Source organism: Pseudomonas sp. LjRoot71 (genome assembly GCF_964253255.1).
Taxonomy (GTDB): domain Bacteria; phylum Pseudomonadota; class Gammaproteobacteria; order Pseudomonadales; family Pseudomonadaceae; genus Aquipseudomonas.
Map to the genome: position 1 here is coordinate 276,093 of NZ_CAXURA020000001.1, position 24,957 is coordinate 301,049.

General features: G+C 61.2%; 25 protein-coding genes. 19 read left to right on the top strand and 6 right to left on the bottom strand.

Annotation, left to right across the window (positions count from 1 at the left end; all coding sequences use genetic code 11):
- Positions 1-97: 97 nt before the first annotated feature.
- Positions 98-280 carry a sulfur starvation response protein OscA gene (gene oscA, locus ACSQ17_RS01340; protein ID WP_233684666.1) on the bottom strand — a complete coding sequence of 61 codons (183 nt, stop codon included), beginning with the start codon at positions 278-280 and terminating at the stop codon, positions 98-100.
- A gap of 260 nt (positions 281-540) precedes the next feature.
- Here oscA and ACSQ17_RS01345 point away from each other — a divergent pair, with 260 nt between their 5' ends.
- Both ACSQ17_RS01345 and ACSQ17_RS01350 read left to right on the top strand, forming a co-directional pair.
- Positions 541-1,122: an alpha/beta hydrolase gene (locus tag ACSQ17_RS01345; protein ID WP_436067272.1), complete on the top strand. Its 582-nt coding sequence runs from the start codon at positions 541-543 to the stop codon at positions 1,120-1,122.
- Positions 1,123-1,218: 96 nt separating this feature from the next.
- The gene (locus tag ACSQ17_RS01350; RefSeq protein ID WP_436067273.1) at positions 1,219-2,169 is read left to right on the top strand and encodes a sigma 54-interacting transcriptional regulator; all 951 of its coding nucleotides are present in this window, start codon (positions 1,219-1,221) and stop codon (positions 2,167-2,169) included.
- On the opposite strand, the gene ACSQ17_RS01355 is transcribed toward ACSQ17_RS01350, so the two are convergent.
- Positions 2,166-3,083: a choline sulfate utilization transcriptional regulator gene (locus ACSQ17_RS01355; protein WP_436067274.1), complete on the bottom strand. Its 918-nt coding sequence runs from the start codon at positions 3,081-3,083 to the stop codon at positions 2,166-2,168. The two genes, ACSQ17_RS01350 and ACSQ17_RS01355, sit on opposite strands and share 4 nt — an antisense overlap.
- A gap of 112 nt (positions 3,084-3,195) precedes the next feature.
- Between ACSQ17_RS01355 and betC the strand changes: the two genes are divergently transcribed.
- The 6 genes from betC to cysW all read left to right on the top strand — a co-directional run bounded on the left by betC (position 3,196) and on the right by cysW (position 10,391).
- Positions 3,196-4,704 carry a choline-sulfatase gene (gene betC, locus ACSQ17_RS01360; protein WP_436067275.1) on the top strand — a complete coding sequence of 503 codons (1,509 nt, stop codon included), beginning with the start codon at positions 3,196-3,198 and terminating at the stop codon, positions 4,702-4,704.
- Between the two features lie 55 nt (positions 4,705-4,759).
- The gene (gene choX / locus ACSQ17_RS01365; RefSeq protein ID WP_436067276.1) at positions 4,760-5,683 is read left to right on the top strand and encodes a choline ABC transporter substrate-binding protein; all 924 of its coding nucleotides are present in this window, start codon (positions 4,760-4,762) and stop codon (positions 5,681-5,683) included.
- An 85-nt stretch (positions 5,684-5,768) separates the two neighbouring features.
- On the top strand, positions 5,769-7,334 hold the full coding sequence (locus ACSQ17_RS01370; RefSeq protein ID WP_436067277.1) for a SulP family inorganic anion transporter: 1,566 nt from the start codon (positions 5,769-5,771) through the stop codon (positions 7,332-7,334).
- A gap of 160 nt (positions 7,335-7,494) precedes the next feature.
- On the top strand, positions 7,495-8,508 hold the full coding sequence (gene cysP / locus ACSQ17_RS01375) for a thiosulfate ABC transporter substrate-binding protein CysP (protein WP_436067278.1): 1,014 nt from the start codon (positions 7,495-7,497) through the stop codon (positions 8,506-8,508).
- A gap of 210 nt (positions 8,509-8,718) precedes the next feature.
- The gene (cysT, locus tag ACSQ17_RS01380; protein ID WP_436067279.1) at positions 8,719-9,567 is read left to right on the top strand and encodes a sulfate ABC transporter permease subunit CysT; all 849 of its coding nucleotides are present in this window, start codon (positions 8,719-8,721) and stop codon (positions 9,565-9,567) included.
- On the top strand, positions 9,564-10,391 hold the full coding sequence (gene cysW, locus ACSQ17_RS01385) for a sulfate ABC transporter permease subunit CysW (protein ID WP_436067280.1): 828 nt from the start codon (positions 9,564-9,566) through the stop codon (positions 10,389-10,391). Before cysT ends, cysW begins: the two co-directional genes overlap by 4 nt.
- Positions 10,392-10,476: 85 nt before the next feature.
- On the opposite strand, the gene ACSQ17_RS01390 is transcribed toward cysW, so the two are convergent.
- From ACSQ17_RS01390 to ACSQ17_RS01405, 4 genes are all read right to left on the bottom strand, one after another.
- On the bottom strand, positions 10,477-11,661 hold the full coding sequence (locus ACSQ17_RS01390) for a YeeE/YedE family protein (RefSeq protein ID WP_436067281.1): 1,185 nt from the start codon (positions 11,659-11,661) through the stop codon (positions 10,477-10,479).
- Positions 11,662-11,826: 165 nt separating this feature from the next.
- On the bottom strand, positions 11,827-12,753 hold the full coding sequence (locus ACSQ17_RS01395; protein ID WP_436067282.1) for a sulfurtransferase: 927 nt from the start codon (positions 12,751-12,753) through the stop codon (positions 11,827-11,829).
- A 103-nt stretch (positions 12,754-12,856) separates the two neighbouring features.
- Complete coding sequence (locus tag ACSQ17_RS01400; RefSeq protein WP_436067283.1) at positions 12,857-14,092, bottom strand: acyl-CoA dehydrogenase family protein; 1,236 nt, start codon at positions 14,090-14,092, stop codon at positions 12,857-12,859.
- Positions 14,093-14,095: 3 nt separating this feature from the next.
- Positions 14,096-14,410 (bottom strand): hypothetical protein, encoded by a 315-nt coding sequence (locus ACSQ17_RS01405; RefSeq protein ID WP_436067284.1) that lies wholly within the window; start codon positions 14,408-14,410, stop codon positions 14,096-14,098.
- Positions 14,411-14,800: 390 nt separating this feature from the next.
- On the opposite strand from ACSQ17_RS01405, the gene ACSQ17_RS01410 reads away from it, so the two are divergent.
- The 11 genes from ACSQ17_RS01410 to ACSQ17_RS01460 all read left to right on the top strand — a co-directional run bounded on the left by ACSQ17_RS01410 (position 14,801) and on the right by ACSQ17_RS01460 (position 24,899).
- On the top strand, positions 14,801-16,132 hold the full coding sequence (locus tag ACSQ17_RS01410) for an OprD family porin (RefSeq protein WP_436067285.1): 1,332 nt from the start codon (positions 14,801-14,803) through the stop codon (positions 16,130-16,132).
- A 318-nt stretch (positions 16,133-16,450) separates the two neighbouring features.
- Positions 16,451-17,443 (top strand): aliphatic sulfonate ABC transporter substrate-binding protein, encoded by a 993-nt coding sequence (locus tag ACSQ17_RS01415; protein ID WP_436067286.1) that lies wholly within the window; start codon positions 16,451-16,453, stop codon positions 17,441-17,443.
- 3 nt (positions 17,444-17,446) lie between these two features.
- Positions 17,447-18,271: an ABC transporter permease gene (locus ACSQ17_RS01420; protein WP_436067287.1), complete on the top strand. Its 825-nt coding sequence runs from the start codon at positions 17,447-17,449 to the stop codon at positions 18,269-18,271.
- A 2-nt stretch (positions 18,272-18,273) separates the two neighbouring features.
- Complete coding sequence (locus tag ACSQ17_RS01425) at positions 18,274-19,005, top strand: ABC transporter ATP-binding protein (RefSeq protein WP_436067288.1); 732 nt, start codon at positions 18,274-18,276, stop codon at positions 19,003-19,005.
- 380 nt (positions 19,006-19,385) lie between these two features.
- On the top strand, positions 19,386-20,024 hold the full coding sequence (locus ACSQ17_RS01430) for a peroxiredoxin (protein WP_233684648.1): 639 nt from the start codon (positions 19,386-19,388) through the stop codon (positions 20,022-20,024).
- 22 nt (positions 20,025-20,046) lie between these two features.
- The gene (ssuE, locus tag ACSQ17_RS01435) at positions 20,047-20,640 is read left to right on the top strand and encodes an NADPH-dependent FMN reductase (protein ID WP_436067289.1); all 594 of its coding nucleotides are present in this window, start codon (positions 20,047-20,049) and stop codon (positions 20,638-20,640) included.
- 83 nt (positions 20,641-20,723) lie between these two features.
- Positions 20,724-21,689: a sulfonate ABC transporter substrate-binding protein gene (locus ACSQ17_RS01440; protein ID WP_436067290.1), complete on the top strand. Its 966-nt coding sequence runs from the start codon at positions 20,724-20,726 to the stop codon at positions 21,687-21,689.
- A 71-nt stretch (positions 21,690-21,760) separates the two neighbouring features.
- Complete coding sequence (gene ssuD, locus ACSQ17_RS01445) at positions 21,761-22,909, top strand: FMNH2-dependent alkanesulfonate monooxygenase (RefSeq protein ID WP_436067291.1); 1,149 nt, start codon at positions 21,761-21,763, stop codon at positions 22,907-22,909.
- A gap of 88 nt (positions 22,910-22,997) precedes the next feature.
- Entirely contained in the window at positions 22,998-23,792 is a 795-nt protein-coding gene (ssuC, locus tag ACSQ17_RS01450; protein WP_436067292.1) for an aliphatic sulfonate ABC transporter permease SsuC, read from the top strand.
- Complete coding sequence (gene ssuB, locus ACSQ17_RS01455) at positions 23,789-24,589, top strand: aliphatic sulfonates ABC transporter ATP-binding protein (RefSeq protein WP_436067293.1); 801 nt, start codon at positions 23,789-23,791, stop codon at positions 24,587-24,589. The genes ssuC and ssuB overlap by 4 nt, the downstream gene beginning before the upstream one ends.
- 94 nt (positions 24,590-24,683) lie before the next feature.
- Positions 24,684-24,899, top strand: a complete 216-nt coding sequence (locus tag ACSQ17_RS01460; protein ID WP_056842174.1) for a TOBE domain-containing protein — start codon at positions 24,684-24,686, stop codon at positions 24,897-24,899.
- Positions 24,900-24,957: the final 58 nt, after the last annotated feature.

Here is a 24,957-nt window from a genome sequence, read left to right on the forward strand (position 1 = left end):
TGTGCTCATGGCTTCTGCTCGATTCATGCTCACGCCCTCCGGTGGTCCAGTCGGGTTTTGAGGCTCGGTGTTAGATGCTCGGTGTTGGTGTAGCAGGTCAGGCGTTCTTGCCGGCCGGAGCCTGCAAGCGGAATTTCTCTTTACGCTCGATCTGCACGACTTGGCCGTTGTGCACGGTGATTTCCACCGAGCCGAACTTCAGGCCATTCAGCGCAGCCTGGATCTCGCGCAGGATGCTGGCGTCGTCCTGGCCTTCAAGGTTACGGAGGGTTGCGGTCATGGTATTGCTCCTTGAAATAGCCCCATGCGACTGGCGAAAACTGGCCGTAGTCAGTGGGTGTGGAGCGGATAGTAGAGAGCATCGAATATTCTTAAAAATATTATTTAAGAACATTTATATAATTTTTAGATATATGAAAGCCATTACACAAACCACTCAAAAAAATAGAAATATGGAATAAGCAAATAAGTTCTTATTCTTTTTGATATTCGAAACCCCTGCCTACACTGCAGCCATTAAAACGTGCAGGAGGGCGCACGATGCGCAACGAAACTATCCGCTACCTGATAGTGCCGGGCTGGCAAGGATCGGCCGACGATCACTGGCAAAGCCACTGGCAACGCAGCCTGCCGAACAGTGCGCGGGTCGAACAGGCCGACTGGCTGAACCCCGAGCGCGCAGCCTGGGTGGCCGAACTGCAACGCAATATCGCCAATGACCCGCGCCCGACCATCCTGATTGCCCATAGCCTGGGCTGCATTACAGTGGCCCATTGGGCCAGCCAGGCTCCGGTCGAACTGCTACGGCGGGTGCGCGCCGCACTGCTGGTCGCACCGGCGGACGTGGAGCGCGCCAACTGCCCCGCAGCCCTGCAGAATTTTGCGCCGATTCCACAGCACCCGCTGCCGTTCCCCAGCCAGTTGGTCGGCTCGGATAACGACGCCGCAGCCAGCGCCGCACGGGCCATCGAACTGGCCCGCGACTGGGGCAGCGATGTGGCCATTCTCAGCGGTGCCGGGCATATCAATGTGAAGTCCGGGCATCAACGCTGGGAGCAGGGTTTTGCCTACCTCTATCGCCTGCAAGGCCGTATAGAGCAGCACGCACGCCGCCGCGCCTGAGCGTACCCGGTACCTAAGCCAGACGCCGCAAGGCCTCTGGCCTTGTAAAGACCATGCAACCTGCCCTGCCGCCCGAGCCGGGCTGGAGACTTGTTAATGAGCCAGAACACTTTCAGCAGCCAGCCGCTGCTGACCTTTCCCGATGCGGAAAAAAGCCCACTGAGCATCCGCGCCAAGGCGCTGGTGTTTATCGACCCACGCTCCAAGCAGCTGCGTGATCAGGTCGAGCAACTCGCCACGCAACCCCTGCCACTGTTGATCGAAGGTGAGACTGGCACCGGCAAGGAACTGCTGGCACGGCATATCCACCGCGCCAGCGAGCGCCCTGGCTTGTTTGTTGCGCTCAGTTGCAGCGGGCTGAGCAGCAAGCATGCCCAGGCCGAGCTGTTCGGCTATGCCGCCGGCGCGCATCAGGGCACGGCCAGCAGCCGGGCCGGCTGGTTCGGTTCCGCCAACAACGGCACCTTGTATCTGGATGAAATCGGCGATCTGCCGCTGCCGCTGCAAGGCGAACTGCTCAGCGCCCTGGAAACCGGCGAAGCGTTGCGCGTCGGCGCCAGCCAGCCAAGCCCTGCAGATGTCCGGCTGCTGGCTGCCACCAGCATCGACCTGGCCCAGGCGGTGGCCGCCGGCAAATTCAATGAGCGCTTATACGGATACCTGAGCGACGGTCGCCTCAACCTGCCACCGCTGCGTGAACGCATTGGCGATATCCTGCCGCTGGCGGAATACTTTCTCGGCATCTACGCCCAGCGCCTGAGCCTGCCACTGCCCACCATCAGCGATGCCGCGCAGCAACGCCTGGAAACCCATAGCTGGCCGGGCAATACCCGCGAGCTGGAGAACGTCATCCACTTTGCTCTGCTGGTCAGCAGTGGTGATGAGATCCTCAGCCAGCACCTCAATCTGGCCGGCAGCGTGGCGCCCCTGACAGCTATTCAGCATGGCCTTGCGCAGCTCTTTGATGCTGCCGAACCCCAGCAACTGAACCACCTGCGAGAACTGCTGCAGCACGCCGAACAGCGCCTGCAGCAGCTCGCCGGTTAAGCCCCAGCCCCCTTGGCCAGCTCGGCTTGCAGCCACTCGACAAATACCTGGGTCAGGCGTTGGCGGCGCTTGCGCTCCGGCAGCACCAGGTAATAGCCCATCGTTGAATGTGCAACTTCATCACCCATGCGGCACAGCAGGTTCTGCGTCAGCAGTTCATCAACCAGATGCCGCCAACCGATGGCCACGCCCTGCCCGGCGATGGCCGCCTGAATCAGCAGCGTGTAGTTATCGAAACGCAGGCTGCCGGGGCTTGGCGTTTGCTGCAGCCCAAACGCGCGGAACAGCCCGGCCCAGTCGAACCAGCGCGAACGATTTTCCGGGCGCAGGTGCAACAGCGGCAGACTGGCCAGCGCAGCAGCCGGCAGCGGTAACTCACGGCCCTTGAGCAACCGCGGACTGCACACCGGGAATACCTCTTCGCGAAACATCAGCTGCGCCTCGGCATGCTTGAAACGTCCGTCGCCGAAGTTGATCGCCACATCGATTTCCGCCGGCAACGCGCCCTGATCACGCTCGCTGGTGATCAAACTGACATCCACCTCCGGGTGCAACTGATGGAAGCGCTGCAAGCGCGGCATCAGCCAGTACGCGGCAAAGGCGAAGTCAGTGGCCACCTGCAGCACCTCATGTTGCTGTTGCGCGGTGACCGCCAGCAGGCCGGCATCCAGGCTCTGCAGGCCGTCCTGCACGTAACTCAGCAACAGCTCGCCGGCATCAGTCAGGGCAATGCCGCGGTACACCCGGTCGAACAAGCGGGTTGCCAGTTGCTGCTCCAGCCGTTTGATCTGCTGGCTGATCGCCGGCTGGCTGGTACCCAGCTCGCTGGCCGCGGCGGTAAAGCTCAGCTGGCGGGCAGCGGATTCGAATACCCGCAGCACATCCAGCGACACCCCATTGATGCGTTCAAACATAAGTTCAGGTTATCCAATGCATCTACTTACAGCAGGTTTACCCAGCTTTTTCTAATCCGGATGATCAAGCCAGCACTGTCGCATAAATCTTTCATATGGAATACCGGCTGCCATGAAACGCCCGAACATCCTCTTTATCATGGCCGATCAAATGGCCGCGCCGATCCTGCCACTGCACGATGCGACCTCACCGATCCAGATGCCTAACCTGGTGCGCCTGGCCACCGAAGCCGTGGTGTTCGATGCCGCCTACTGCAACAGCCCGCTCTGCGCGCCGTCGCGTTTTACTCTGGTCAGCGGCCAGTTGCCCTCGAAGATCGGTGCTTACGACAACGCCGCCGACTTTCCAGCTGACGTCCCCACCTACGCCCACTACCTGCGCCGCCTCGGTTACCGCACCGCGCTGTCGGGCAAGATGCACTTCTGCGGTCCGGATCAGTTGCATGGTTATGAAGAGCGCCTGACCAGCGACATCTACCCGGCCGACTACGGCTGGGCGGTGAACTGGGATGAGCCGGACGTGCGCGCCAGCTGGTATCACAACATGTCCTCGGTGCTACAGGCCGGGCCATGCGTGCGCACCAACCAGTTGGATTTCGATGAAGAAGTGGTGTTCAAGGCCCAGCAGTATCTGTATGACCACGTGCGCCGCGACGGTGATCAGCCTTTCTGCCTGACCGTGTCGATGACCCACCCGCATGACCCCTACACCATCCCGGCCGAATTCTGGAACCTCTACCGCGACGAGGACATCCCACTGCCGCGCCAGCATATCGAGCAGGCCGAGCAAGACCCGCACTCGCAACGCCTGATGAAAGTCATCGACCTGTGGGACAAGCCACTGCCCGAGAACAAGATCAAGGATGCGCGCCGCGCCTACTTCGGTGCCTGCAGCTATATCGACAGCAACATCGGCAAGCTGCTGAAAACCCTCAAGGACTGCAACCTGAGCGACAACACCATCATCGTGTTCTCCGGCGATCACGGCGACATGCTGGGTGAGCGCGGCCTCTGGTACAAAATGCATTGGTTTGAAATGGCCGCCCGCGTGCCACTGCTGATACATGCACCCAAGCAGTTTGCTGCGCGCCGGGTAAGCCAGAATGTCTCGACCATGGACCTGCTACCGACCCTGGTGGAACTGGCTGGCGGCACGCTGCAAGCCGACCTGCCACTGGATGGCCGCTCGCTGCTGGCGCACCTCGAAGGACGCCAGGGACATGACGAGGTCATTGGCGAATATATGGCCGAGGGCAGCATCAGCCCATTGATGATGATCCGTCAGGGCGAGTGGAAATTTATCTATTCGCAGCAGGATCCCCTGCTGCTGTTCAACCTGCGCCACGACCCGCAAGAGCGCGAAAACCTGGCAGAGTCAGCCGAGCACCAAAGCCTGCTCGCCGACTTTATCAACCAGGCCCAGGCGCGCTGGGACATGCCGGCGATTCATCAGGCCACCCTGGCCAGCCAGCGGCGCAGGCGTTTCGTGGCCAGCGCACTGACCCAAGGGCACCTGACCAGTTGGGACCATCAGCCAATGGTCGACGCCAGCCAACAGTACATGCGCAACCACATCGATTTGGACGACCTCGAACGTCGCGCCCGTTTTCCGCAACCCTGATTGCAAGCCACTGCCGCGTTGATCCAATAACTAATAATTCAAGAGGACACATGCCATGCACACACTTCGCACAGCACTTATCGGCGGCCTGTTACTGGCCGCCAGCAGCTACAGCTTCGCCGAAGACGCCAGTTGCGCCACGGTGAAACTCGGTGATCCGGGTTGGAGTGATATTGCCGTAACCAACGGCATCGCCAGCTTTCTGCTCGACGGCCTGGGCTACAAGGCGCAGCCACAGACCCTGGCCGTGCCGATTATTTTCGCCGGGCTGCAGAAAGGTCAGGTGGACGTGTTCCTCGGTAACTGGATGCCGGCGCAGCAGAGCAACTACGACAAGTTCGTCAGCAGCGGTGAAGTCGAGCAACTGGTGGAAAACCTCAGCGGCACCGAGTACACCCTGGCCGTGCCCGCCTATGCCTATGAAGCGGGTGTGAAGACCTTTGCCGACCTCAACCGGCATGCCGACAAGTTCAGCCGCAAGATCTACGGCATCGGCTCAGGCGCACCGGCCAACGAGTCGATCCAGAAGATGATCACCGCCAACGAGTTCGACCTGAAGGACTGGAGCCTGGTGGAATCCAGCGAACAGGCCATGTTGGTGCAGGTCGGCCGCGCGGTGAAGCGCGAGCAGTTTGTGGTGTTCCTCGGCTGGACCCCGCACCCGATGAACGTGCAATACGACATGCGCTACCTCAAGGGTGGCGAGAAGTACTTCGGTGCCAGCGGCAGCGTCAACACCCTGGCCCGCAAAGGCTACGCCGCGCAGTGCCCGAATGTCGGCAAGCTGCTGAGCAACCTGACCTTCACCCAGCAGATGGAGAACGCCATCATGGACCAGGTGCTGAGCAAACAGGCCAGCAACGATGAGGCGATCAAGGCCTGGCTCAGGGCCAATCCAGCGGTGGTTGCCGGCTGGCTCAAGGGCGTCACCAGCCGCAGCGGTGGCGATGCGCTGGCGGCAGTAAACGCCAAGCTCTGAGTCACCCCTGAAGGTTAAATCGAGCGGACAGAGCAAGGCCTGTCCGCTCGCTTGCATAGGTCTACTCCCGCCACGAGCGACACTGATGCCGCCATCCGTTTTGCAGTCCCTGCTGCCTTTTCTGCGCTGGTTACCCAATTGCACGAAACGCAGCCTTGGCAAAGACCTGCTGGCAGGCCTGAACGGGGCCATCCTGGCGCTGCCACAGTCCATCGCCTACGCCCTGATCGCCGGGCTGCCGCCGCAATATGGCCTGTACGCGGCCATCGTGCCGGTACTGATCGCCTGCCTGTGGGGCTCCTCCAGCTACCTGATCTGCGGCCCCACCGCCGCGATTTCCATCGTGTTGTTCAGCAGTGTCAGCCCGCTGGCAACACCGGGCAGCGACGACTTTATTGCCCTGATTCTGCTGCTGACGCTGCTGGCGGGCCTGTGTCAGTGGCTACTGGGTCTGCTGCGCTTTGGCGCGCTGGTGAACTTCGTTTCGCACTCGGTGGTGCTCGGTTTCACCCTGGGTGCGGCCCTGGTGATCGGCATCGGCCAGTTGCCCAACCTGCTTGGCCTGACTGTCACCGGCCAGGCCACGGCACTGACCAGCCTGCTCAACCTCGGCGAACACCTGATTGATAGCAACTGGCGCAGCCTGGCCGTAGCCGCGTTTACCCTGACAGTCAGCCTGCTGAGCAAACGCCTGTGGCCACGTGGCCCGGCATTGTTGATCGGGATAGTCGCTACCAGCCTGTTGGTCATGGCCTGGCCCGAGCAGCTCAGTGCAATTGCCCTGGTCAGCCATTTCGACGGCCGTTTGCCTCCGGTTGCCCTGCTCGACCTCAACCTGACTCACATCCTGCAACTGCTGCCCGCTGCCGTGGCCTGTGGCTTGCTCGGCCTGGTCACCAGCCTGTCGATTGCCCGCGCGCTGGCAGACCGCTCGCAACAACTGCTGGATGCCAACCAGGAAGTACGCGCCCAGGGCCTGTCGAATATCCTCGGCCCCTGGTTCGGCGGCTCGCTGTCGGCAGGCTCCTTCACCCGCTCGGCACTCAATCAGCAAGCCGGGGCCTGCTCGCCGATGGCCGGGGTCTTCGCCGCCCTGCTGGTGGCGCTGTTCGCCCTGTATGGCAGCCGCCTGTTCGCTTATGTGCCAATTCCCGCCATGGCGGCGAGCATTCTGCTGATCTGCTGGGGACTGTTCGACCTCGCTGCCGTCAAGGCCCTCAAGCGCGTCAGCCCCAGCGAGTTTCTGGTGATGCTGCTGACCGTGCTGGCAACCCTGGTGCTGGAGTTGCAGAGCGCTATCTACGCTGGCGTGCTGGCTTCGCTGGTCGTCTACCTCAAGCGCACCTCTCAACCGCGCGTGCGTCAGTGGCAGGACGGTGAACAGGAGTGGCTGCGCATCGAAGGTTCGATCTTCTTCGGTGCCTGCAATTACCTGCAACAGTTGCTGCAACGCAGCTCGGCACGCTCGGTAATGATCGATGCGCGGCACATTAATTTTATCGACTACGCCGGGGTCGCCATGCTGCACCAGGAAGCCCGCCGCCTGCATAACCAGCAGCGCCTGTTGGTTGTGCACCACGCACGGCCCCAGGTGATCGCAGACATCTACAAGCTGGAAGGCCGTGAACACTGCCCGGTGCAGTTCGCCTGAACAGCACCTCATTAAGACATAAAAGGAATATAAATAGCGTTAAAAATTACTTTTTATGAATAAAAAAGTTGTGCAGTATCCCCTCGTACTCCTGGCCCAGTGGTCAGGCATTCAAGCAAACGCCTGCAAGACGGGCTCAGTGACGAGGAAAGTCTGCATCATGCTCAAGAAACTTCTGCTGGCCAGCGCCATTACCTCAAGCCTGTTGAGCAGCGCCGCTGCCCTGGCCCAGGACAAGCCAATCCTGAATGCCTCCTACGACATTGCCCGGGAACTGTTCGCCGAGATCAATCCCAAGTTCGTCGCCCACTGGAAAGCCCAGACCGGCAAGGAACTGAAGATCGACCAGTCGTTCGCCGGTTCCTCGCGCCAGGCGCAAGACATCATCCAGGGCAAGAAGGTCGATACCGTGACCTTCAACCAGGTCACTGACGTGGACATCCTGGCCAAGCGTGGCCTGGTCCGCGAAGACTGGGCCAAGCAGTTCCCCAACAACAGCTCGCCCTACTACAGCACCACCGCTTTTCTGGTGCGCAAAGGCAACCCGAAAAACATCAAAGGCTGGGACGACCTGGCCCGTGAAGACGTGAAACTGGTCTTCCCCAACCCGAAAACCTCCGGCAATGCGCGCTACAGCTACCTCGGTGCCTGGCTGCATGCCAATGAACAGTTCAAGGGCGATGAAGCCAAGATCAAGAGCTTCGTCGGCAAAGTGCTGCACAACGTCGAGAACTTCCCCACCGGTGGCCGCGCCGCCACTGTTGCCTTTGCCCAGAATGGCCAGGGTGACGTGCTGCTGACCTTCGAGTCGGAAGTGGTGAACATTGCCAAAGGTGAAGAGTTCAAGTCCGGCGAATACGAGATCGTCGTGCCGCCGGTCAGCGTACTGGCCGAGTTCCCGGTTGCCCTGGTCGACAAAGTGGTCGATGAAAAAGGCACTCGCGAGGTCTCCAAAGCCTACCTAGACTTCCAGTACAGCAAGGACATCCAGCAACTGCTGACCACCTACAGCTACCGCGTGCATCACCCGGAAGTCGTGGCGGCCACTGCTGACCAGTTCCCCAAGATCCGCCTGATCAACCCGACCGAGGTTCTCGGCACCTGGGATGAGATCACTGCCAAGCACTTCGATGCCGATGGTATCCTTGACCAACTGTTGGCTGAGGGCCGCTAGGAACCTCTTTACGATCTGCTGCGCGTCGGCCCTGCGGCGTTAAAAACCGGCTCGGAATGCTCATGTACAAAAGTACACTCCGCTTCCTCGCCTGTTTTTGCCTTGCAGGACTCTAGCTCGCGAGATCGTAAAAAGGCTCCAAGGCCCTGCTGGTTTGAGTCACACACAGACCGCCGTACCTACGGCGGTTTGTGCATTCAGAGATTTGTCGTGCCAAACACTCCCCGCTTCTTTCTGCAGAACCCGCTGCTGCCAGGCTTTGGTCTGAGCTTCGGCTTCAGCACTTTTTATATCTCGCTGATTATTCTGTTCCCGCTGTCGGCGCTGCTGCTGTATGTCAGTGACATGAGCTGGGCGCAGTACTGGCGGGCCATTAGCGACCCCCGCGTGGTGCAGAGCTACAAGGTGACCTTGAGTGGTGCCTTCTACTCGACCATCGCCGCGCTGCTGATCGGCCTGCTGCTGGCCTGGATCATCACCCGTTACGATTTCCCAGGCCGGCGTCTGGTGGATGCCTTGGTTGATCTGCCCTTCGCCCTGCCCACCTCGGTGGCCGGACTGACCCTGGCGACGCTGCTGGCCCCTGGCGGCTGGCTCGGCCAATGGTTCGAGCCGCTGGGCATCAAAGTGGCCTACGCCTACCCTGGCATTCTGATCGCCATGGTGTTTACCAGCCTGCCCTTTGTGGTGCGCACCGTGCAGCCGGTGCTGCAGGACCTGGGCCGCGACTACGAAGAAGCCGCCAGCACCCTGGGTGCCAATCGCCTGCAGACGTTCTTCTACGTGGTGCTGCCTACCCTGACCCCGGCGCTGGTCACCGGCGCGTCGCAATCCTTTATCCGCAGCCTCGGCGAGTTCGGCGCGGTGATCATGATCGCCGGCAATATCCCGTTCAAAACTGAAGTCTCCTCGCTGATGATTTTCGTGCGCTTGCAGGAGTTCAACCACAACGCGGCTGCGGCGATTGCCTCAGTCATTCTGCTGGCCTCACTGGTGCTGCTGTTCAGTCTGCAAGTGCTGCAAGGCCGCCTGTTCAAATGGCAACGGCAAGGCAAATGAGAAAACCACAATATTGGCATCAATGGTTGCTGATCGGCCTGGGGTTGAGCCTGGTCACCCTGCTGCTGCTCATTCCACTGGCGTTGATCTTCAGCAAGGCGTTCTCCGGTGGCCTGGCGTTGCTGTGGAGCAACCTGGGCGAAGACTACATGCTGCATGCCATCGGCCTGACCCTGCTGGTTGCCGGGCTGACCGTGCCGATCAACCTGTGCTTCGGCATCATGCTGGCCTGGTGCGTGACCCATTACGATTTCCGTGGGCGCAAACTGCTGACCACGATAATCGACATTCCCTATGCCGTTTCGCCCGTCGTCGCCGGGCTCTGCTACCTGGTCGTGTATGGCCTGGAGCACGCCCTGGGGCGCTGGTTCTACGACAACGGCATGCAACTGATGTTTGCCTGGCCGGGCATCGTCATGGTCACCATTTTCGTCACCGCGCCCTATGTCGCGCGCATTCTGATTCCAGTGATGCAGGCCCAGGGCCAGGATGAGGAAACCGCCGCCCTATGCCTGGGTGCCGGCGGCTGGCAGATCTTCCGCCATATCACCCTGCCGAAGATCAAATGGGCGCTGCTGTATGGCGTGGTGGTGACCAACGCCCGTGCAGTTGGCGAGTTTGGTGCGGTGTCGGTGGTGTCCGGCACCATTCTCAACCAGACCCTGACCCTGCCCTTGCTGGTCGATCAGTTGAACAACGACTACAAGCCCTCCGCCGCCTTTACCGCCGCCGCACTGCTGGCTTGCATGGCGCTACTGACCCTGCTGCTGAAGACCTTTATGGAATGGCGGCAACGCACCCTGATGCAGCGCGCCGAAGCGTAAGCCCGGCGGGTTACGCTTCTGTAGGAGCACGCCATGCGTGCGAAGTGCATTCGCGGGCATGGCCCGCTCCTACACGCGTTAGCATTTACGGCCAATAGCGCCGTAGCCTAAGGCCTATCAGCACCCCCAGCAGGCAAAACACACCGAACACCCAGCCGGACACCGCACCGGCCATAACCCCCGACAACAGCGTGCCCACGGTGCAACCCAGTGCCAGCATGCTGCCCCAGCCCAGCAATACGCCGCCCAGTAGATTACGCAGCAGTTCACTGACGCGCGGACGCTTGGGCTGGAAATCCCCCGCTAGCAAGGCACTGGCCCAGGACGCCACAACCAGCCCCAGGATAAACAGGCCGTTGTTCGACAGCAGCGTCTCCTTGATCACCGTGGCGCAACCGGAAAAACCATCCAGCCCTTCCAAGCGTTCCGGCAACCAGCCGAAGCCATCAGCAGCCGTGCGCGCCACACTGCCCAGCTCAGCCGTCACCCCCAGAGGGCCGACGCGCAGGTAACTCAAGGTGGCGAGAAAGCCGATCAACACCCCGCCCACCCAGGTCGGCCAACGCTGGCCAAACAGCAGTTGCAACAGATTGCGCACAGGTGCACGCGGCTCAGCACTGGGTTGCACATGCAGCAACAGCCAACTGGCCAACCCACCCAGCAACGCAAGCTGCAGCAGCAACGACACGCTATACCCCTGCCAGGCGGGCAACCAGACCACCGGAGCCTGCTGGATGCTCAGCAGATACAGCGGGTTCCAGCAGAGAAAGCCCAGGTAAAAACCGATCAGCGCACCGAACACTGCAAACAGCGAGGCGAACGCGCCTTCACCCAAACGGTAAAGATGCGCACTGATGCAGGAGCCGGACAGTGCCATACCAATGCCGAACACCGCGGCACTCAGCCCCAGCACCCAGCTCAGCGGGCCAACATGGGCATCCGGCGGCAAGCGCCCAGCGCTCGGGTCCGGCAAGAACGCACCAAACACCAGGTGATAACCAAGCGTCCCCACTGTCAGCGCCGCGATAATGCCAAGCAGGCCGTCCGGCTTGCGTTGCTCGATAAAGTCGCGGGTTACGCAGAAAAAACAGAAACGTGAACGCTGCAACAGCACGCCAAACACAGCACCGCCGAGCAGCGACAGGCTCAACGCCTGACTACCGCTGTCTGCCCCGGACAAGCGCCAGATAGCAAAGCCCAGCGCCAGGCTCGCTACCAGAGCCAATCCGCCCGCCCAGCGTCCGGGCGTATGCAGAGAGGTCGTGACCATATAAACCCCCAAATAAAAAAATGACCGGAGTCATTTTTGATGTCGCGTAACGACGGTCCGCAGGGTGGCCGCCAATAAAAGAAGAGCGAGCGCCCTGCCTGAACGCTCACCCTTAAAAAGTGACACGGCGGTTAAGCGCCGTGCCGATAGATGTTTATGCCGTAGTTACTTGCCGCCCCAGACGGTGCCAGCCACGTTAACCACCGGCACACCAACGGCGTTGCCGTACTCGGTCCAGGAACCGTCGTAGTTGCGCACGTCATAGCCGAGGATCTTCTTCAGGGCGAACCAGGTGTGGCTGGAGCGCTCGCCGATGCGGCAGTAGGTGATGATCGGCTTGCTGCCATCAATACCCACCGCGCCGTAGACCTTTTTCAGCTCTTCAACCGATTTGAAGGTGCCATCGGCAGCCACTGCCTGGCCCCAGGGCACATTGACGGCACCCGGTACGTGGCCGGCGCGCACTGCCAGTTCCTGCACACCCTGCGGGGCGAAGACCTTGCCGTTGTATTCATCAGCGGAACGGATATCCACCAGTTGTACGTCGCTGCGGTTCTCTGCCGCTGCCAGCACGTCCGGGAGGAAGGCGCGCAGGTCTTTATTCGCCGTTTTGACCGTGACATTGCCGGCTACCGGCGTTTTCGCGCGGTTATCCAGAGCGCGTTTTTCCGCCTCCCACTTCACTCGGCCGCCATCGAGCAGTTTGACGTTGTCCACGCCATACACATCGAACACCCAGGCGCCCCAGGCGGCGAACCAGTTGTTGTTATCGCCGTAGAGCACCGTGGTGGTGTCCGCCGAGATGCCTGATTTACGCAGCAACGCCTGGAAATTTTCCTGGCTGGCGATATCACGGCGCACCGGATCGACCAGATCACGGTGCCAGGCAAAATTCACCGCACCCGGGATATGCCCACGCTCGTAAACGCCCGGTGCAACACTCACCTCGATGATCCGCACCTTGGGGTTGTTCAGGTTCTTTTCCAGCCACTCGGTGCTGACCAGCACATCACTGGTGGCCAGCGCCTGGGCGGCTTGCAACAGCGTGGCAGCCGCCAACAGGCCGGCACCAAACAGGTTTTTGATAGTCATTTCACACTGCCTCAACGGTTATGAAACACGGCCAGGTGGCCCTATTGGTTTACTGGTTTATCAATCTGCTGCATGTCTTTTCTGCGCGCCCCTCCCTGTCGTATCAGCCATACAGCGAAGGCGTGGGCGCCTTGCCGTTGAGTAACCAGTGCCCGAGATCGCGCACCTTGTAATCGAGCGGGTCATGCAGGCTGTGCACCCGCACGTTTCTCCAGAAGCGATCAAATCCGTACTTCGAACTGGTGGAACTGGCGCCCATGTTTTCAAAGATGCGTGCGGTGATTTCCAGCGCGGCGCGGGCCGACACCACCTTGGCTTCGCTGATATGCAAGGCCACCTCGGCGCGTTCGGCAGCCGTCAGTGCGGGTTTTTCCCAGGCGCTCTGCAGGCGCTGGGCGGCGTTGTCCGCCAACAGCTGGGCGCTGCGAAAAAGCAGCCACAGCTCGCCATAACGCTGTTGAATAAAAGGATCATCACTGGCCAGGGCCACACCGGAAGCCGGCCAGGCGCGACTGCTGTCACGGGTGTAACGCAGCGCAGCATCCAACGCGCCCTGGGCATTACCCAGATACAGCTGGGTCAGAATCAGTTGCGACAGGCACGCGCGCAGCGTGGTGCGCGGGCTGACGCCAGTGGGGCCGAGCAACTCGCTGCTGTCGACAAAGACATTCTCGAACTGCACCGTGCCGCTGTCGGTCTGGCGCTGGCCAAAACCATCCCAGTCATCATTCACCGCCACCCCTTCGCGCTGCGTGGGGAGCACGATAAACACCCGGTCGTCGGGGTTGTGACTACGCGGCACATTGATCACCAGGGCATCGGCACCGAGCGCGCCGGAGCAGAATGATTTGCTGCCATTGAGCTCGTAATGCTCCTCACGGCGGCTGAGTTTCAGACGGGTATCGCGACCGTTGGTGGCATTGCCCCAGAACCAGCGCTCATGCACCGTACGGCTCAACCAGTGGCGCTGCTGATCGGGGTTGCCGAACAGCAAAATGGTCGCTACCTGCAGGTGTTGAAAGGCGAACAGATGGGCCAGCGAGCTGTCCACGGCGGCCAGGTAACGGATGATCCGGTAGAGCTCCGGCCAGACCAGGCTCTGACCACCAAACTGCTGTGGAATGGCCAGGGTCAGCAGGCCGCTGTCGCGCAGTAACTGACGCTCGGCCTGGGCACTACCGCCCTGCCGATCACGCTGCACGGCAGTGGCCGCCAGCTTGCGCGCCAGGCGTTCAATCTTGCCGCTGCGGTTGGCGAAGTCACTGGGAAACAACCTGGGATCAAACAGCGGCTCGGCACTTTCAAAGGCCTGCGCAGTGGCACGAAACTCGGCAGCCATAAACTATTGCACCCGACCAGCAACACGCTCAAGGCGCTGCGCCCACCGATCCTGTTCACCAGCCGACTGCTGGATACGCGGCTCGGAGGGCTGCCATTGCACAAGCTGCAGTGCCTGATCGCGGTGTTGAGCGCCGGGCTGCTCGACGATGGAGCGATCCAGATGCCCCCATAGCTGGGTGCTGGTCGGGACGGGCTGTTGATAGCCGCTACGCGCTTGCACGGCGGCATCGGCGGGTACTGCGCTGAACAGACCAAGGCCCAGCGCCAGGCTAGTGCCGAGTAAGGGATGACGGCTAAAGGTAGACAACTTGGGCATGGCAGACCTCGTCAAGGACGTGCCGGCCATCAATGCGGGCCGGATCACTGGCAACTTCAGGTTTGAACAGGAAGTCCGGTGATCCGGTAGAGACAAGCTAAATGATCTAAAAAACATGAGGCAAATAATTTTTAAGCATTAGCTTATGGGTCTTGCACCTAAGCACCTCTTATTCTTTTTAGTTACTACAAAGTGAAAATAAATTCTTTTTAGGGATTACCAATAATCCCTACAGTGCGCTCAAGCCGACAGCGGACCACCGCATCGGGCCCATGAAACATCAAGGGGCTCTTTGCTATTTCGCTGAGACAGGTGCAACGCACACCGTCCGCTCGAGCCCCTCTGCAGTGCCACACACAACAGCACAGACCTGCATTTGGAGCCTCGAACATGAAGAAATCCACACTGGCCCTGGCCATCACTCTGGCCGCCATCGCCAACCAGGCCACTGCCGCCGGCTTTATCGAAGACAGCAAAGCCAGCGTCGGCCTGCGTAATTTCTACTTCGACCGTAACGACAAGAACACCGCCAACAGCAACAGCGAAGCCAGCGAATGGGGTCAGGGCTTTATCCTCAACTACCAGTCCGGCTACACCGAAGGCACCGTCGGTTTCGGCCTGGACGCTATCGGCCTGGTCGGCATCAAGCTCGACTCCGGCGGTGACAACAGCACCCCGCGCAGCCGCGCCCCAGGCTCGTTGTTCCCTCTGGAAAACGACGACAGCGCGGTAGACAGCTACGGCAAGGCCGGCGTGACTGCCAAGGCGCGCATTTCCAAAACCGAGCTGCGCATCGGCACCCTGCAGCCCAAGCTGCCGGTAATCAACTTCAACGACGGCCGCCTGCTGCCGCAAACCTTCGAAGGCGCGCAGATCACCTCCGCCGAGATCGATGGCCTGACCCTCACCGCCGGCCAGCTGGAGAGCACCAAGACCCGCAGCTCCACTGACGACATCGCCCTGCGCATTGGTGGCGCCGGTAGCTTCCAGGGCAAAGCCGCCGACTCCAATGAATTCACCTACGCCGGTGGCGATTACAAGATCACCAAGGACCTCACCGCGCAGTACTACTACGGCAGCCTGGAAGACTTCTACAAACAGCACTTCCTCGGCCTGACCCACAACCTGGCGCTGCCGGTGGGCGCGCTGAAAACCGACCTGCGCTACTTCAACAGCGGCTCCGACGGCAAGAACGGCAACCTCGCCGGTCGCACCGAAGGCTACAAGAGCAGCGGTTTCTGGCGTGCAGGCGACAGCAAAAACGGTGAAGTGGATAACAACACCTGGAGCGCCCTGTTCACTTACAGCCTGAGCGGCCACGCCCTCAGCGCCGGTTATCAGCAGGTTTCCGGCAACAGCGCCTTCCCGTTTGTCAGCCAGGGTGATGGCGCCACCGCGTACCTGATCACCGACCGGCAGATCGGCAAGTTCGCCAGCGCCGGTGAGCGCACCTGGCTGGCCGAGTACGCCTACGACTTCGCCAGCGCCGGCATTCCCGGCCTGAAAGCCACCGTGACCTACCTGTCGGGTAGCAACATCGACGCTGCCGACAGCGACCGCAAGGAATGGGAACGCGACTTCCGCCTGGATTACACCCTGCAGGAAGGTGCCCTGAAAGGCCTGGGCGTGTCCTGGCGCAACGCCACCTTCCGTGGCAACACCGCGACTGCCGATCAGGATGAAAACCGGCTGATCCTCAGCTACAGCCTGCCATTGCTCTAAGAACCTATTCACGATCTGCTGCGCGTCGGCGCTACTGCGTTAAAAACAAGCTCGGCAAGCCGCTGGCGGCTAACGCGCTTTAGCGCGGCCCGAAGGGCGAGCGAAGTGAGTAGTGCTCATTTACAGCTCGTAAACTCCGCGTCCTCGCTTGTTTTTGCCTTGTATCGCTCTAGCTCGCAAGATCGTGAACAGGCTCTAACGCACACGCAACCACTGTGCACCGGCCTGACCACAGGCCGGTTTTACCTTCGCTTTACGCTGACCTGAAGTGCCCGTCCACGGGTCGACAGGCGACAACCCTAACCAGAGGAAACGACCATGGGTCTGTTCAATCTGCGTCGGGGGCTGACCGCCCTGTTTGTGGCGATTCTGCCTGCCGGCGCTTATGCCGAAACACCAAAAGAAGTCCGCCTGGACTACGCCTATTACGCCCCCACTAGCCTGGTACTGAAGCAACAGGGACTGCTGGAGAAAGCCCTCGCGCCACAAGGTATCAGTGTCAAATGGGTCTTCAGCCAGGGCAGCAACCGCTCGCTGGAATACCTCAATGGCGGTAGCACCGATTTCGCCTCCACTGCCGGCCTGGCCGCCGTACTCAGCCGCGCCAATGGCAGCCCGATCAACACCGTTTACGTGGCCAGCCGCCCGGAATGGACCGCGCTGGTGGTGCCCAAGGATTCACCGATCAACAGCCTGGCCGGTCTGAAAGGCAAGAAGATCGCCGCCACCAAAGGCACCGATCCATTTCTGTTCCTTCTGCAAAGCCTGCAGAAAGCCGGGCTGGATAAAAACGCCGTGGAAATCGTCCACCTGCAACACCCCGATGGCCGCGTCGCGCTTGAGCGTGGCGATGTCGACGCCTGGGCCGGGCTTGATCCGCTTATGGCCTCCAGCCAACTGCAAGCCGGTTCGCGCCAGCTGTATCGCAACCTCGACTTCAACAGCTATGGCGTACTCAGCGTCACCGAGAAATTCGCCGCCACTCAGCCCGAGCTGATCAAGCAGGTAATCGGTGCCTATGAACAGGCCCGCGAGTGGGCGATTGCCAACCCGGATGCCCTCGCCCAGCTGCTCGCCGATGAAGCCAAGCTGCCGCTGGAAGTGGCCAAGCTGCAACTGTCGCGTACCGACTTCAGCAACTCGCAGCCCGGCGCCGAGCATATCGCTGCACTGAAAGCCGCCGCGCCGATTCTGCTGGATGAGCAACTGGTGCGCCCAGGCACTGACGTGGCCAAGGTGGTGGATCAACTGATCAGCCCACAACTGGCTGCCAGCGTGATCAAGCAATCCGTAGCCAACGCGAGCAACTGAGTCATGGGCACCCTCAACCTCACACTCAGCCGCTGGGCCGAACGCCTGCCACGCTGGCGGCCAAGTCTGGCCAATCTGCGCGGTTGGGCGGTGCCCCTGGCACTGCTGCTGGGCCTGGAAGCCCTGGTGCGTTTCGCGGTGCTGCCGGCGCACCAGATGCCTGCGCCGACTCAAGTGGCGCAAACCCTGTTCAACCTGGCGGTCAGTGGCGAGTTGCTGCGGCATATCAACGCCAGCATGCTGCGAGTTGCTGCCGGCTTTCTGATCGGTGCTGGCCTGGCCATCGTGATCGGTACCTGGGTCGGCCTTAGCAGGCGTGCCGAGGCCTATCTGGAGCCGACCTTTCAGGCACTGCGGGCGATTCCCAGCCTGGCCTGGGTACCTTTGCTACTGCTCTGGCTGGGCATTGATGAAACGCCCAAGGTGGTGCTGATCGCTCTCGGCGCATTCTTTCCGGTGTACCTGGCGCTGCTGGCCGGGATCCGCAATATCGACCGCAAGCTGGTCGAAGTCGGCCAGCTTTATCAACTCAGCCGCTTCGCCCTGGTGCGGCGGATTCTCCTGCCGGCCGCCCTGCCCAACCTGTTCACCGGGCTGCGTGGCGCGCTGAGCCTGAGCTGGATGTTTCTCGTGGCGGCCGAGTTGATTGCCGCGACGCGCGGGCTTGGCTACCTGCTCAGTGACGGTCGGGAGACTTCACGGCCGGACCTGGTAATTGCCGCCATTCTGCTGCTGGCGGTGCTCGGCAAACTCAGCGACAGCCTGCTCAAATACTGGGAAACCCGCGCACTCAAATGGCGTGACAGCTACCAGGGCGGGGAGAACTGAACATGAGCGCACTGCTGCAACTACAGAATATTCACAAAGCCTACGACGGCCTTCGCGTGCTCGATGATGTCAGCCTGAGCCTGGCCCCTGGCGAGATCGTCAGCCTGCTCGGCCCCAGCGGCTGTGGCAAAAGCACCCTGCTGCGCATCGCCGCCGGGCTCGATCAGGATTTCAGCGGCGGGCTGGAATTCAACCCACTGCTGCAATTTGGCCGTGGCACCGGCATCGGTGTGGTGTTTCAAGAACCGCGCCTGATGCCCTGGTTGAATGTCGCGCAGAATGTCAGTTTTGCCGATGGTTGGATCGCCGATGACAAATGGGTGCAGCAACTGCTGCGCGATGTCGGCCTCAGCGGGCATGCCGATGCCCTGCCCAAGCAATTATCCGGTGGCCAGGCGCAGCGCGCGGCGATTGCCCGCGGCCTGTATGGCAAACCCCATGTGCTGCTGCTTGATGAGCCATTCAGCGCAGTGGATGCCTTTACCCGCATGAAGCTGCAGGACCTGCTCGGCGAGCTGGCCGAGCGCTATGAAATTGCCGTCCTGCTGGTCACCCACGATCTGGACGAAGCGTTCTACCTGAGCGACCGCGTGCTGATCCTCGGTGGCAGCCCCAGCCGCCTGCAACGCGAACTGGCAGTGCCGCTGGCGCGCCCTCGCGACCGCCGCTCGGCGGAGCTGGCCTACCTGCGTGGCGAGGCCCTGACTGAGCTGTACCAGTCCCACGCCTTGTAACCAGGCAACGAATTCCTCAGGTGGAATATTTACCGGGCGCATGGCCCGGTTTTTTTATTACCCGTACCAATAGCCTGCGATGCCGGTCGTCATCCGCAACTGACGCGAATCGGATTCGTAGGGTGCGCCGTGCGCACAAAGCATTTCGACTGTTTGGAAACAATACCGGTGCAGAGCAAAAATCCCGGTGCGCACAGCGCACCCTACAGACGGCCACTGGTATGCGGCGCGGAACATAGCCTTTTAGAGCCGCCGCTGCGTACTCAAGCACCGCCTTATATATCTTTAAGTGCTAAATAAATTGTTATTTATTCTTTTTAAAATCTATCAAGCCTAAGCATAGTGAGCGCCACGCAACGACTTACCCAAGGAGCACGAGCATGACCATCCGCCTCGGCGACATCGCCCCCGACTTCGAACAGGACTCCAGTGAAGGCCGCATTCGCTTCCACGAATGGCTGGGCACTAGCTGGGGCGTGCTGTTCTCTCACCCAGCCGACTTCACCCCGGTGTGCACCACCGAGCTGGGCTTTACCGCCAAACTGAAAGAGCAATTCGCCGAGCGTGGCGTCAAGGCCATCGCCCTGTCGGTAGACCCGGTGGACTCGCATCTGAAGTGGATCGACGACATCAACGAAACGCAGAACACCCGGGTCAACTTCCCGATCCTGGCTGACGCTGACCGCAAGGTCTCCGATCTCTACGACCTGATCCACCCGAACGCCAACGACACCCTGACCGTGCGCTCGCTGTTCATCATCGATCCGAACAAGAAAGTACGCCTGATCATCACCTACCCGGCCAGCACCGGGCGCAACTTCCACGAGATCCTGCGGGTGATTGATTCGCTGCAACTGACCGACAACCACAAGGTCGCCACCCCGGCCAACTGGGTAGATGGTGAAGAGGTGGTGATCGTGCCATCGCTCAAGGATGAAGAAGAGATCAAGCAGCGCTTCCCCAAGGGTTACCGCGCCGTAAAACCCTACCTGCGCCTGACCCCGCAACCGAACCGCTAAGCATTTGTTTTAAGGAGCCAGCATGCTGGTCGTATCCCTGGGCGGCAGCCCGAGCCTGAAATCACGCAGCAATATCCTGCTTGATCGCGCCAAACACTGGCTGCAACTGCGCGGTGTTGAAGTGATCAGCTATCAGGTGCGTGATTTCGATGCGCAAGACCTGCTGTTTGCCGATTTCGGCAGCCCGGCCGTGCGGCAACTGATTGAGCAGGTGGAGCGCGCCGACGGCGTGATCATCGCCACGCCGGTCTACAAGGCGTCGTTCTCCGGCGCATTGAAAACGCTGCTCGATGTACTGCCCGAACGGGCCCTGAACCACAAAGTAGTGCTGCCCATCGCCACCGGCGGCAGCAGCGCCCACATGCTCGCCGTGGACTACGCGCTCAAGCCGGTACTGGCGGCGCTGAAAGCCCAGGAAATGCTGCACGCGATCTTTGCTGACGACAGCCAGATTGCCTACGGTGAGAACGGCGCACCGGCGCAGTTGGCCCCCGCGCTGGAGCAGCGTCTGGACGATGCCTTGCAGCACTTCCAGCAGGCTCTGGCACGCAGGCCGGCACCGATTGATCCAGGCGTGCTGAATGATCGACTGATCAACGCACGCTGGAGTATTTGAAACACCGCTACACCCCACCTTACTCGCCCGCCAACGGGCAAGCAGGTCGCAACCCAATAACCCCAATAGCAAAGGAGAGCGCTATGCGCACTATCACTTTGCGTCGGAGTCTGGTCGCCCTGTTTGCCGCGGCCATTTCCTTCGGCGCCATCACCCAAGCACAAGCTGAAACCTTACGTATCGGCTACCAGAAATACGGCACCCTGGTGCTGCTCAAAGCCAAGGGCACGCTGGAAAAGCGCCTGGCCGAACAGGGTGTAGAGGTCAAGTGGACCGAATTCCCCGGCGGCCCGCAGCTGCTCGAAGGCCTTAACGTCGGCTCGGTAGACTTCGGTGTGACCGGCGAAACCCCGCCCGTATTCGCCCAGGCCGCTGGTGCCGACCTGGTTTATGTGGCCCACGAGCCACCGGCCCCGACCGGTGAAGCGATCCTGGTGCCGAAGGATTCGTCGATCAAATCGGTCGCCGAACTCAAGGGCAAGAAAGTCGCCCTGAACAAGGGTTCCAACGTGCACTACCTGCTGGTGCGTGCCCTGGAAGACGCTGGTCTGAAATACAGCGATATCCAGCCGGTGTACCTGCCACCGGCCGACGCCCGTGCGGCGTTCGAGCGCGGCAGCGTTGACGCCTGGGTCATCTGGGACCCCTTCCAGTCCGCCGCCGAACACCAGTTGCAGGCGCGCACCCTGCGCGACGGTACCGGCCTGGTCGACAACCACCAGTTCTACCTGGCGACCAAACCTTATGCCGAGAAAAACCCGCAAGTAATCGGTGCCCTGGTGGAAGAAATCCGCGGCGTGGGTGAGTGGGTACAGGGCAACCTCAAAGAAGCCACCTCTCAGGTTGCCCCGCTGATCGGCCTGTCGCCGGAAATCACTCGGCAGGCTGTTGAGCGTCAGGGCTACGGCGCGCAGTTCATCTCGCCACAAGTGATCGAGGCGCAGCAGAAGATCGCTGACACCTTTACCGACCTCAAGCTGATCCCCAAAAAGCTCAGCATCAAGGACGTGATCTGGACGCCACCAGCCAAAGTCGCCGCTGCCCAGTAACGCTCGCCACACCACCGTAGCCCGGATGCATTCCGGGCTACGCCAACGATTTCACAAGAGGAGACAACTCCATGAGCTTGAATATTTTCTGGTTCCTGCCCACCCATGGCGACGGCAAATACCTGGGCACCGCCGAAGGCGCACGCGCCGTCGATCACGGTTACCTGCAGCAGATTGCCCAAGCCGCCGACCGCCTTGGTTTTGGCGGTGTATTGATTCCCACCGGACGTTCCTGCGAGGACTCCTGGCTGGTGGCAGCGTCCCTGATTCCCGTCACCCAGCGCCTGAAATTCCTCGTGGCCCTGCGCCCCGGCATCATTTCGCCGACTGTTGCAGCCCGTCAGGCGGCCACCCTGGATCGTCTGTCCGGCGGCCGCGCGCTGTTCAACCTGGTCACCGGTGGCGACCCGGACGAACTGGCTGGCGATGGCCTCAACCTGTCCCACGCCGAACGCTACGAAGCCTCGGTGGAATTCACCCGCATCTGGCGACGCGTGCTGGAAGGTGAAGTGGTGGATTACGACGGCAAACATATTCAAGTCAAAGGCGCAAAACTGCTCTACCCCCCTATTCAACAACCGCGTCCGCCGCTGTATTTCGGCGGTTCATCGGATGCGGCGCAAGACCTCGCCGCCGAGCAGGTCGAGCTGTACCTGACCTGGGGCGAACCACCGGCCGCCGTGGCCGAGAAGATTGCAGCGGTGCGTGAGAAGGCCGCAGCGCAAGGCCGTGAAGTGCGCTTCGGCATCCGCCTGCACGTGATCGTGCGCGAAACCAACGCCGAAGCCTGGGCCGCCGCCGACAAGCTGATCAGCCATGTCGATGACGAAACCATCGCCCGCGCTCAGGCTTCCCTTGCGCGCTTTGACTCGGTTGGCCAGCAACGCATGGCCGCCCTGCACGGCGGCAGCAAGGACAACCTGGAAGTGTCACCCAACCTCTGGGCCGGGGTTGGTCTGGTGCGTGGCGGTGCTGGCACCGCGCTGGTCGGCGATGGCCCGACCGTGGCCGCACGGGTCAAGGAATACGCCGAGCTGGGTATCGACACCTTTATCTTCTCCGGCTATCCGCACCTGGAAGAGTCGTACCGGGTTGCCGAACTGCTGTTCCCGCACCTGGACGTCAACCGCCCGCAACTCCCGACCGGCACCGGCTATGTCAGCCCGTTCGGCGAGATGGTCGCCAACGACATCCTGCCCAAGGCGGCTTCGGCCAGTTGAAGCAATGCCGTAGGAGCGGGCCATGCCCGCGAACCGTAACGACCTCGCGGGCATGGCCCGCTCCTACAGAGACCTGATGGGGTTTGCAATGAGCAACACAACCTTGAACAAAATGGCCCTGCGCCTGGCCCCCTGGGCCTTGCCGGTGGCGTTGCTGACGGCCTGGCAACTGGCGGTGGTCGGCGGCCTGCTGTCCACCCGTATTCTGCCGGCCCCGAGCGCGGTGATCAGTGCCGGTTGGGAGCTGCTGCGCAGCGGTGAAATCTGGACGCACCTGGCCATCAGTGGCTGGCGCGCCAGTATCGGTTTTGCCATCGGCGGCGGCCTGGGCCTGCTGCTGGGTTTTATCACCGGCCTGTCGAAATGGGGCGAGCGCTTTCTCGACAGTTCCGTGCAGATGATCCGCAACGTGCCGCATCTGGCGCTGATCCCGCTGGTGATCCTCTGGTTCGGCATCGACGAGAGCGCGAAGATCTTTCTGGTCGCCCTCGGCACGCTGTTCCCGATCTACCTGAACACCTACCACGGCATCCGCAACGTTGACCCAGCACTGGTGGAAATGGCCCGCAGCTATGGCCTGTCGGGCTTCAGCCTGTTCCGCCAGGTCATCCTGCCCGGTGCCCTGCCCTCGATCCTGGTCGGCGTGCGTTTCGCCCTGGGCTTTATGTGGCTCACCCTGATCGTCGCGGAAACCATTTCCGCCAGCTCCGGCATCGGCTACCTGGCGATGAACGCCCGCGAATTCCTGCAAACCGACGTGGTGGTACTGGCCATCCTGCTGTACGCCGTACTCGGCAAGCTGGCGGATGTGGCCGCACGCACGCTTGAACGCATCTGGCTGCGCTGGCACCCGGCCTATCAGGTCAAGGCAGGTGGACAATGACAGCGCTGCATACATTGAAACGCGGCCTGCCGCTGGCGATCAACGCGATTCACAAGGCCTTCGGCGAGCGCGAAGTGCTCAAGGATATTCAGCTGAATATCCCTGCCGGACAGTTCGTCGCCGTGGTCGGCCGCAGTGGTTGCGGCAAGAGCACCCTGCTGCGCCTGCTGGCGGGCCTCGACGTACCGATCCAGGGAAATTTGCATGCCGGCAATGCGCCGCTTGCAGCATCACGCGAAGACATCCGCCTTATGTTTCAGGACTCACGCCTGCTGCCCTGGAAGCGGGTGATCGACAACGTTGGTCTGGGCCTGTCCGGCGACTGGCGGCCACGGGCGCAACAAGCGCTGGAAGCCGTCGGCCTGGCGGATCGCGCCAACGAGTGGCCAGCGGCCCTATCCGGTGGGCAAAAGCAGCGCGTGGCCCTGGCTCGTGCGCTGATTCACCAACCACGCCTGCTGCTGCTAGACGAGCCGCTCGGCGCGCTGGATGCCCTGACCCGCATCGAGATGCAGCAACTGATCGAGCGCCTGTGGCAACAGCATGGATTCACCGTACTGCTGGTAACTCATGACGTCAGTGAAGCGGTGGCCATCGCCGACCGGGTGATCCTGATCGAAGACGGCCAGGTCGGCCTGGACATCAACGTCGACCTGCACCGCCCACGCCAGCGTGCCTCGGCGAAGCTGGCCGCCTATGAGGAACAGGTGCTTAACCGCGTGCTGTCGCTGCCCGAGCTGCCTGCACAACCCGAACCCGTTTCACCCTTGCCCACGCAACTGCACTGGGCACTCTGAAAACCTACCCGTAGCCCGGATGCCATCCGGGAGCGGTGCCAACTATCCCCCGGATCGCATCCGGGCTACTTGAAGACCTGAAAGGAGCATCACCATGACCATTAAAGCCATCAACGTACGCAACCAGTTCAAAGGCACCATCAAGGAGATCGTGCTGGGCGACGTACTCTCGGAAATCGACGTGCAGACTGCCTCCGGCATCGTCACCTCGGTCATCACCACCCGTTCGGTCAAAGAGCTGGAACTGGGCGTGGGCAGCGAAGTGATCGCCTTCGTAAAATCCACCGAGGTATCGATCGCCAAGCTGTGAACGGCAGCACCCGAGCAGATCGGCATACTCCGATCTGCTCATCTATTCCTGCTGCCAT